Below are 9195 nucleotides of genomic sequence, written 5' to 3' on the forward strand. Positions count from 1 at the left end.
CCGATGTCCGATGTGGCGTTCACACTGCCATACTCGGCATCGGACAGGTGAACATCGTCGTAAGGGTGATGGCGTGCGGTTCCGGGTGCTGGGTCCGCCCGGCATCGACCGGGACGGGCGAGGCGTGCCGCTCGGCGGGCCGAAGCAGCGGGCCCTGCTGGCCCTGTTCCTGCTGCGGCCGAACCGGTTCGTCGCCGCCGACTGGCTGGTCGAGGCGCTGTGGGACGGGCGACCGCCGGCCAGCGCCCACACGACGCTGCGCACCTACGTCGCCGGACTGCGCCGGGCGGTGGAGCCCGAGCGGTCCCACCGCGAGCCGGCGCGCGTCCTGCGCAGCCGCCCCCGGGGGTACGAGCTGCGGGTCGAGGACGATGCCGTCGACGCGATCCGATTCGGACGCCTGGTGGACCGGGCGGCGGACACGCTCGCGGCCGGGCAGCCGGCGGTCGCCGAGCGGACGTACGCCGAGGCGCTGGCACTGTGGCGGGGCGAACCGCTCGCCGGCGTCGGCGAGCTGAACGCGGTGCGTCCGGAGGTGGCGCGGCTGACCGAGCTGCGGCTCACCGCCGAGGAGGGCCGCCTGACGGCTGCCGTCGCGGCCGGCCGGCACGCGCCGCTGCTGGCGGAACTGCGCCGCTTCGTGTCGGCGAATCCGCTGCGCGAGGGGGCCCGCGCGCAGTTGATGCTGGCGCTGTCCCGGTCCGGCCGGCAGACCGAGGCGCTCGCGGCCTTCGACGAGGGCCGCCGGTTCCTCGCCGCCGAGTACGGCCTCGACCCCGGTGAGCAGATGCGGGCGGCGCACCGGCTGATCCTGGAGCAGGCCGTACCGGCGCAGCCCGGACCCTCGGCGGTGGCCGGCCGGCAGGTCGTGCGGGCGGCCGGGCCCGCGCCGGCGCCGGCCGAACCCGAACCGGGCCCGGCCGCGGAGTCGCCGCGGCGGCACGCGGACCCGCTCGTGGGGCGCGGCGCCGAGCTTGCGCTGCTGCGGGAGACGCTCGACGCGGCCACCCGGCGCGGCGGGCGGGTGCTGGCAGTGGTGGGGGAGGCGGGCATCGGCAAGACCAGCCTCGCCGCGGCGCTCGGCGACCGGGCCGCCACCGGCGGCGTGCCGGTCGTCTGGGGTCGCTGTCCCGACGTCGGGCAGGCGCCACCGTTCTGGCTGTGGAACCAGGTGGTACGCGCGCTCGCGGCGATGCCGGACGCCGGCGCCACCGGCTCGGCGAGCCGCCTGGGCGGGTTCGCCGCCGGATCGCTGCCCGGCCCCGCGGAAGGCGGCGGCCTCGACCCCACGGCGCGGTTCCAGGTGTACGAGGCGGCGTCCGGCCTGGTGCACGCGGCGGCCCGGCGGCACGGCCTGCTGGTCGTGCTGGACGACCTGCACGCCGCCGACCCGGACTCGCTGCTGTTGCTGCGCTACCTCTCCGCCGGGCTGTCCACGTCCCGGGCGCTGGTGGTCGCCACGCTCCGTCCGTACGACCACTACCCGGCCCTGGTGGCGACGGTCGCCGAGCTGGCGCGCGGCCGCGACTTCGGTCAGCTCCGGCTCGCCGGGCTGGACGCCTCCTCGGTCGCCACCCTCGTCCGGCGCCGGACCGGGGTGGCGCCGCCGGAGCCGGTGGTGGCCCGCCTCGTCACCCGCACCGGCGGGAACCCGTTCTTCCTCACCGAGCTGCTGCGGTCCCGCACCGACGCGGCGGCCGACGCGGAACTGCCGCCGAGCATCCGGGACACGGTACGGCTGCGGCTCGTCGGGCTGCCCGAGCCCGCCCGACGCTGCCTCGACCTGCTCAGCGTGGCCGGACACGACCTGGACCTGCAGGTGATGGCGGCGGCGCTGGACACCACCGCACCGGCGCTCGCCGAAGCGCTCGCCCCGGCGTACACGGCCGCGCTGGTCACCGAGGCGGGGCCGGGCACCGTCACGTTCCGCCATCCGCTGATCGCCGAGGTCACCTACGCCGAGCTGGTCCCGCCGCGCCGGGCCGCGTTGCACGCCCGGCTGGCGCGCGCGTACGAGCGGGCCGCCGGTGTCGCGCCGGCCGAGCTGGCCCGCCACTACGGTCAGGCGATCGGCCTCGGACACGGCGAGGACCACCTGCGGTGGTCGCTGCGCGCCGCCGACGACGCGACGCGGCGGGTCGCCTACGAGGACGCGCTCGGCCACCTCGAACGCGCCGCGCACCGGCTGGCCCCGGCCGCGCAGACCTCGCCCGACGCGGCGTCCACCGAACTGACCGTCCAGCTGCGCCGCGCGGCGCTGTTGCAGATGACCGTCGGCGTCGGCAGCGACGCCGTCGACCAGGTCTGCGCCCGCGCCCGGGAGCTGCTGACGCTCGTCGGGCCGGACACCGACCTCCGGCACGCGCTCTGGGCGCTGGGTGAGCTGGCCGCCAACCGGGCCGAGTTCGCGATCTGCGCCGACCTCGCCGGGCGCCTGGTGCGGTCCGCGGACGACGGCAGCGGGCTGATCGCCGTGGCCGGTGAGTACCTGCTCGGCGCGGTCGGCTACTTCACCGGCCGTCAGGCCGAGGCCGAGCGGCGGCTCAGCGCCGGCATCGAACGGCTGCGTACCGTCGACCGGGCGCTGCTGCGCCGGGAGGTCGGCCGGCGGCCGGTGCTGGCCTGCCACAACTTCCGGGCGCTCGTGCGGTCGATGCGCGGCGACCCGGCCGGCGCCCGGGCGGACATCGCCGACGCCGAGGCTCTCGCCGAGGAACTGGACGACCCGTACGGCCGGGCCAACGCGGCGCTCTACGCGGCCTGGCTGGCGATGCAGGAACACGACGTCGACGCGGCCGACGCCGCGGGACGGCGGTGCCGGGACATCGGCCGGGCCACTGGCCTGCCGCACATGACGGCGACCGGCGCGTACTTCCTGGAGTGGGCCGCCGCCCGCGCCGGCGACCACGGCCGGCTCGACGCGATGCGCGCCGCCGCCGACGGGTTCTACCGTCCCGGGTTGCGGTCCACCCGCACCATCACGTGTGCCGCGATGGCCGAGGCGTACCTGACCGCCGGTCGCGCGGAGACCGCCGCGACGCTGGCCGAGGAAGGGCTGGCCGTGGCGGACCGGTTCGGTGAGCGCGTCGTCGTCGCGGAGCTGCACCGGATCCGTGGGGTGGCGCGCCGCGACCGCGCGGAGTGGGACCTCGGCGCCCGGATCGCCGCCGACCAGGGCGCCGCACTGCTGCGGCAGCGGTTCGCGACGTTCTGACCGGTGTGGCGGCCCGCCTCCACGCCTTCTCCACACCCTTTCCACGCCGGGCTGGTGCCCTGGTCGGCGTCGGACGGCCGGAGCCGTCCGGGACCACGTTCCGAAAGGGCATCACGATGGGATCAGTTCAGCCGCCGGATCGCCAGGCCGTCCAGGAGGTCGACGTCGCCGTCATCGGCTGCGGGCCGGTGGGCGCGCTCACCGCGAACCTGCTCGGCGCCCGCGGCGTCCGCACGCTCGTCGTGGAGCGCAGTGCGACGGCGCACGGCCAGCCGCGGGCCTTCTCCTGCGACGACGAGGCGATGCGCATCTACCAGCAGGCCGGCCTGCTCGACGAGATCCGCGACGCCACTGTCGCGCCGCCGCTCGTGGAATACGTCAACGGCGCCGGCCGGGTCTTCGCCCGGATGGCGCTGTCCGAGACGGACTTCGGGTACGGGCACGCGCCGCTGCGCTTCTTCGACCAGCCGCGGCTGGAACACACGCTGCGTACCGGGCTGGACCGGTTCCCGCACGTGCAGCTCTCGCTCGGCACCGAGATGGTCGGCCTCACCCAGGACGAGGACGGGGTCACCGTGCTGCTGTCCGACGTGGCCACCGGGCAGCGGCGGACGGTCCGCGCCCGGTACGTGCTCGGTTGCGACGGCGCGCGCAGCGCCACCCGCGCCGCCGTCCGGATCCCGCTGTCCGGGGCGAGCTACGCCGAGCCGTGGCTGGCCGTCTCCGGCGACGTGCCGCCCGACGCGGTACGGGTCGGGGACACCCGGTTCGTCTGCGACTGGCGGCGTCCGGCGTTCGTGTCCCCGGGCGCGGCAGGCAGCTACCGGATGGAGTTCATGCTGCGCCCGGGGGAGACCGAGGACGAGATGCAGCGGCCCGGGACCGTCGCCGCGCTCGTCTCGCCGTACGTCGACCCGGACCGGTTCACAGTCACCCGCGCGGTGGTCTACACCTTCCACCACCTCATCGCGCGACGGTGGCGGGAGGGACGGGTGTTCCTGCTCGGCGACGCCGCCCACCAGATGCCGCCGTTCATGGGCCAGGGACTGTGCAGCGGCCTGCGCGACGCGGCGAACCTGTCGTGGAAGCTGTCGCTGGTGCTGTCCGGCGTCGCCGACGCCGCAGTGCTCGACACGTACGAGATCGAGCGGCGCCCGCACACGGTGGAGATGGCGCGCACGAGCGTCCGGCTGGGGCACGTCTTCCTGGCCCGCAACCGGGTCACCGCCGGAATGCGCGACGCCGCGCTGCGGGCGGTGCAGACGATCCCCCGGGTGCGGCGGTTCGTGGAGCGCTTCGAGTTCAAGCCGGTGCCGGCGTACCGGCGGGGCCTGATGGCCGGCGGGCGGCGCGCCGGCGTGGTCGGGACGATGTTCCCCCAGCCGCGGGTCCTCGTCCCGGGCGCGCCCGGGGAGCGCCTGCTCGACGAGGTGCTCGGCGACGGTTTCGCCGTGCTCGGCCGCGCCGGCGTGGACAACCCGCTCGGAGCGTGGCGGTCGGCGCGGTTCGTCGCGGTCCACCCGAGCGGTACGTCGCTCGCCGACCTGCCGGATCCGCTTGCCGGCCCTCCGGCACCCGGCGGGCCGGACCAGGTCGACGTGGTGGACGCCGATGGGGTGCTCGGCGGGTGGCTGCGACGGCACGGCGCCGACCTGGTGGTGCTGCGGCCGGACCGGTTCGTGTTCGCCATGGTGGCTGCCGGTGGGATCGAGCAGGCCGGGCGGGACCTGTCCGACGCGCTCGGCGCGGCGCCGCACGGAGGCCGGAGCCGGGCGGACACAGCGGGACTCGCTGCGGCGCCGGGTTCGTGACCTGAGCCCCGGTGCCCGTGGCTCCCGCTCCTATCATCGTTCACTGTGGATGACGCGAAGGTCGACCGGGTGGCTGTCGACGGGGCGGGCTCGATCGCGCACCTGCTGCCCAGGTCACGCGGCCGGTGCGGCATCTACGAGCTGACCTTCGCCGACGGTGAGCGGTACGTGGGGCAGGCCGTCGACGTGGTGGCGCGGTTCGGCATGCACCGCCAGAAGTGGCACGACATCGTCGAGATCGCTTTCCGGCGGGTGCCGCGCGACCGGCTCGACGAGGAGGAGCGGGATCAGATCCGCAGGCGGGAGTCGGCCGGGGTGCGGCTGCGCAACGTCGTACACACCGCCGGCCGGCTCGGCGCCGCCGACCTGGACCGGATACTGCCCCCGCCGCGGCAGCAACGCTGGCTGGCCGGACACGAGCCGTGCCCGATCCCCCTCGCGCTCGGCGAGGGGGATCCCGACCTGCGCCGCCGTACCCGCCACCAGTTCGACCGGCTGCGAGCCGATGCCCGGTTCACCGCCGAGATGGGCCGTCTGGTCGGGGCGTACCTGCGCCTCACGATCCCCGCACCGGAGCAGACCGAGCGTGACTTCTGGACGCTCACCGCGCTGCCCGGCACCAACGCCGCCCGCTACCCGCGCCTGTTCACCGTCTCCGTGCACGCGCTGGAGACGCTGTTCGTCTGCCATGACCGGCGGCGGCCGCAGGCTCCGCACATCCGCCTGAACATCGACGAGACCGTGGCCCGGTCACAGTTCCGCACGCGGCTGCGGCTGCGAGCGATGGGTGCGGCCCGGGCCCCCTACCGCGTCCGACCGGGGGTTTTGGCGCTGGAGTTCGAGTCGGTCGAGAGCGCGCACGACGCGCTGACCCGGCGGCAGATCGTCAAGGCTGCTCGCCGGCTCAACCTGGACCTGATGAGGAAGGGACCCGCGCTCAACTGGAAGACCCACTGCCCGGACCTCGTCCGGCACGTGCTGTCGAGTTGAGCACGGGAAGGTTGGTGCGCTGCCGGGCGCGGCGGCCGCGACGGCGATCCCTTGCCGGGATGCGTGCACGCGCGTAGGAAGAGCACCACCATCCACCACCGTCGTACCACACTCCGATGCCGAAGGAGACGCGCGTGCCCACCCCCAGACGGCTCCGTCTCGCCGTGTCCGCGCTGGTGACCGTATCGGCCGTGTTGCTCGGCTCCGGCGCCGCCGCGGCGCCGCCCGCGCCGGCCGCGAACCGGTCCTGCGACCCGATCGACCCGGCGGCCTGCCTGCTGCCGTTCCCCAACGACTACTTCACCGTGCCGGACCGCAGCACGCCGACCGGCAAGCGGGTGCGGTTCGCCGCCTCCGCGATGCCGGCGAACGTGCTCGGCGTACCGATCGACCCGGCGGAGTGGAACCGGCAGGACGGGTTCAGCCCCGGCTCGCCGATCCTGGCGCGCGTACCCGGTCTCGACGCCACGCGGACCCGGATCGCGCCGGTCACCGACGTGGGCCGCTCGCTGGCGCCGGACGCGCCGATCGTGCTGCTCGACGCCCGCACCGGGCGGCGTACGCCGTACTGGGCCGAACTGGACGCGCACGCCGCCGGCAACCCGGACCGGCAGGTGCTGATCATCCGGCCGGCGGTCGCGCTGACCGAGGGCGCCCGGTACGTCGTCGGCCTGCGCGGCATGCGCGACGGCGACGGCGCGCTGATCCCGGCCCCGAAGGCGTTCCGCAGTTACGTGACCGGCGCGGGCCTGGACCGGCGTGACCCGCGCGCGCCGCAGATGAAACGGATCCTCGCCGACCTGACCCGGGCCGGCGTCAAGCGGCACAGCCTCTACCTGGCCTGGGACTTCACCGTCGCCAGCCGGCACGGTCTGACCGGGCGGATGCTGGCGGTCCGGGACGGCGCGTTCGCCGCGCTCGGCCGCCGCGCCCCCTCGTTCACCGTCACCCAGGTCACCGACTACACGCCCGAGCAGGACCCGCTGATCGCCCGGCAGGTGACCGGCACCGTCGCCGTGCCGTCCTACCTGACCGGTGACGGGGGACCGGGCTCCCGGCTGCACTACGGTCCGCCCGGCGGCGACGGCACGCCGCCGATGCCGAACGCGCTGCCCACACCGTCCGGCACGACGGTGGCGGCCGACTTCGTCTGCAACATCCCGCGCAGCGCGTCCGCCACGAAGCCAGCCCACCTGTCGCTCTACGGCCACGGGCTGCTCGGCCGGCCCACCGAGATCAACGCCGGCAACGTCAAGACGATGTCGCAGACGTACGACTTCACCTTCTGCGCGACCAGCTGGATCGGCATGGCGGCGGCCGACGTCCCGTACGTGGCGGGCGCCTTCACCGACCTCAGCGCCTTCCCGGCGGTGGCCGACCGGCTCCAGCAGAGCTTCCTGAACTTCCTCTTCCTCGGCCGGACGATGATCCATCGCAACGGGTTCGCCGGCCACCCGGCGTTCCGCGACGCCGCTGGACGGCCGCTGATCGACGTGGCCGGCGGGCTGCACTACGACGGCAACAGCCAGGGCGGCATCAACGGCGGCGCGCTGACCGCCATCGCCCAGGACTGGACCCGCTCGGTGCTCGGCGTGCCCGCGATGAACTACTCCACGCTGCTGCAGCGCAGCGTCGACTTCGCCCCGTTCCAGACCGTCCTGGACGGCTACTACCCGGACAAGATCGATCAGCAGCTCGTCTTCGGGTTGTTGCAGATGCTGTGGGACCGGTCCGAGGCCAACGGGTACGCCCAGCACATGACCGACCGGCCGCTGCCGCGTACCCCGGCGCACCGGGTCCTGATGCACGTGGCCTTCGCCGACCAGCAGGTCTCCACCGCGGCGGCGGAGGTGCAGGCCCGCACCATCGGCGCCCGCCTGCACACTCCGGCGCTCGCCGACGGCTGGTCACCGGACGTGCGCCCGTTCTGGGGCATCGCGCCGATCCGCAGGTACCCGTACGCGGGCTCGGCCATGGTGGTCTGGAACAGCGGCGCGGCGTACGCGCCACCGCCGACGAACCTCGCCCCGGCCGGACCGGAGTACGGCGAGGACTCGCACGAGTTCCCCCGCGCGCAGCCCGGCGCGCAGCGGCAGAAGGCCGTCTTCCTGCTCACCGGCAAGGTGATCGACGTCTGCCCGGGCCGGCCCTGCCCGTGACGTACGGACCGGGCGTGCGATGGCGCACGCCCGGTCCGCCGCCGGGGGAGTGGCGCCACCGGCAGCGGCGTGCGGCGTCTGATCGCTGACAGGTGAATCAGCGATTGGATATCCCGCGTCTTTACGGCCAGATCCCGAACAAGACCTCATTATCCGGCTCTTCTCCGCAGTAGGAACTGTCTCCGATAAGGCGCCGATTCCACATGAGACGGACATGTCCCTCCAGTCCGTGATTGCGGCACGGGTGGATGAGGCCGGCCGGCACGGTCTCCTGGGCGAGAAGTCAACCCCGTGGATCAGGGCAATTTTGAGGACTTCTTCCTCTTGTTTTCCCCCACTCCTTTCCTTTGGTCGACGCGCTTATCGCGCGCCCCGATCCGGATGCGGAAGCCATTTCCGCAGGTCGCGTGGAGTGTCGTGAGCATACTGATCTTGGCTGCCCGGATTGGCGGCCCTGATTGGCGTGATCGACGGGCAACGCAGAGCGACGCCTGGTGTTATGCTGCGCTCCGGGGGAGGTAGTCTGGATGATGTCATCGGCTATCAGACGGGCCTTGGCCAGGAGTTTCAGGCCCGTACACGACGGCGTTTATTCCACTCGTCAATATGTGCGGCGAGGACGGCATAGGCGGGGCGGATGACGCCCGCCGACGTGCTTCTTGGCTGAAGCGCACCATCCGTCACAGGCATGGCGCAGCGGGGCATGTAGGCCGCCGTACGCGCGTTCGCCCGCGTTTTCCCTGCGGCAAGGCGCGCCGCTGTGTATGCCATGATGGCCTACGGCCTGCGCTTTTGCGCGCTCCCTGCCGGGCGGGGCGCTGCTCCGGGTCGACTGTCGGGTAAGTGGCGCGCAATTATCCGACAGTGGCAGAGCCGCGTTCACCTGCAGTTATGAAAATCGTTCCCGCCTGTCGGAGAGTTGGCGCTCGGTGCGTTGCTTGCGCCTCCTGGGAAAACCGAGTTACACAAACTTTATCAACGATCAGGGTTGACACTCGCCGATGAACGCCGGGATGCTGGT

4 protein-coding genes are annotated in these 9195 nt (G+C 73.8%); all 4 read left to right on the forward strand.

What is annotated here, in order from left to right; all coding sequences use genetic code 11:
• The first annotated feature begins 73 nt into the window (after positions 1–73).
• The 4 genes from A4R25_RS02940 (at position 74) to A4R25_RS02955 (ending at position 8174) form a co-directional block, all read left to right on the forward strand.
• Positions 74–3214 carry a BTAD domain-containing putative transcriptional regulator gene (locus A4R25_RS02940; RefSeq protein ID WP_064445505.1) on the forward strand — a complete coding sequence of 1047 codons (3141 nt, stop codon included), beginning with the start codon at positions 74–76 and terminating at the stop codon, positions 3212–3214.
• A 116-nt stretch (positions 3215–3330) separates the two neighbouring features.
• Positions 3331–5025 (forward strand): bifunctional 3-(3-hydroxy-phenyl)propionate/3-hydroxycinnamic acid hydroxylase, encoded by a 1695-nt coding sequence (locus A4R25_RS02945; protein WP_064445506.1) that lies wholly within the window; start codon positions 3331–3333, stop codon positions 5023–5025.
• 45 nt (positions 5026–5070) lie between these two features.
• The gene (locus tag A4R25_RS02950; protein ID WP_064445507.1) at positions 5071–6015 is read left to right on the forward strand and encodes a GIY-YIG nuclease family protein; all 945 of its coding nucleotides are present in this window, start codon (positions 5071–5073) and stop codon (positions 6013–6015) included.
• Between the two features lie 134 nt (positions 6016–6149).
• Positions 6150–8174 carry a hypothetical protein gene (locus tag A4R25_RS02955; protein ID WP_064446448.1) on the forward strand — a complete coding sequence of 675 codons (2025 nt, stop codon included), beginning with the start codon at positions 6150–6152 and terminating at the stop codon, positions 8172–8174.
• The last annotated feature ends 1021 nt before the right edge of the window (positions 8175–9195 follow it).

It is taken from the genome of Micromonospora sp. NBRC 110037 (assembly GCF_001652995.1).
GTDB classification, from domain to species: domain Bacteria; phylum Actinomycetota; class Actinomycetes; order Mycobacteriales; family Micromonosporaceae; genus Micromonospora; species Micromonospora chalcea.

Coding starts and splice junctions, on each gene's coding strand:
- A4R25_RS02945 (WP_064445506.1), top strand. CDS start 3,331: ATGGGATCAGTTCAGCCGCCGGATCGCCAGGCCGTCCAGGAGGTCGAC.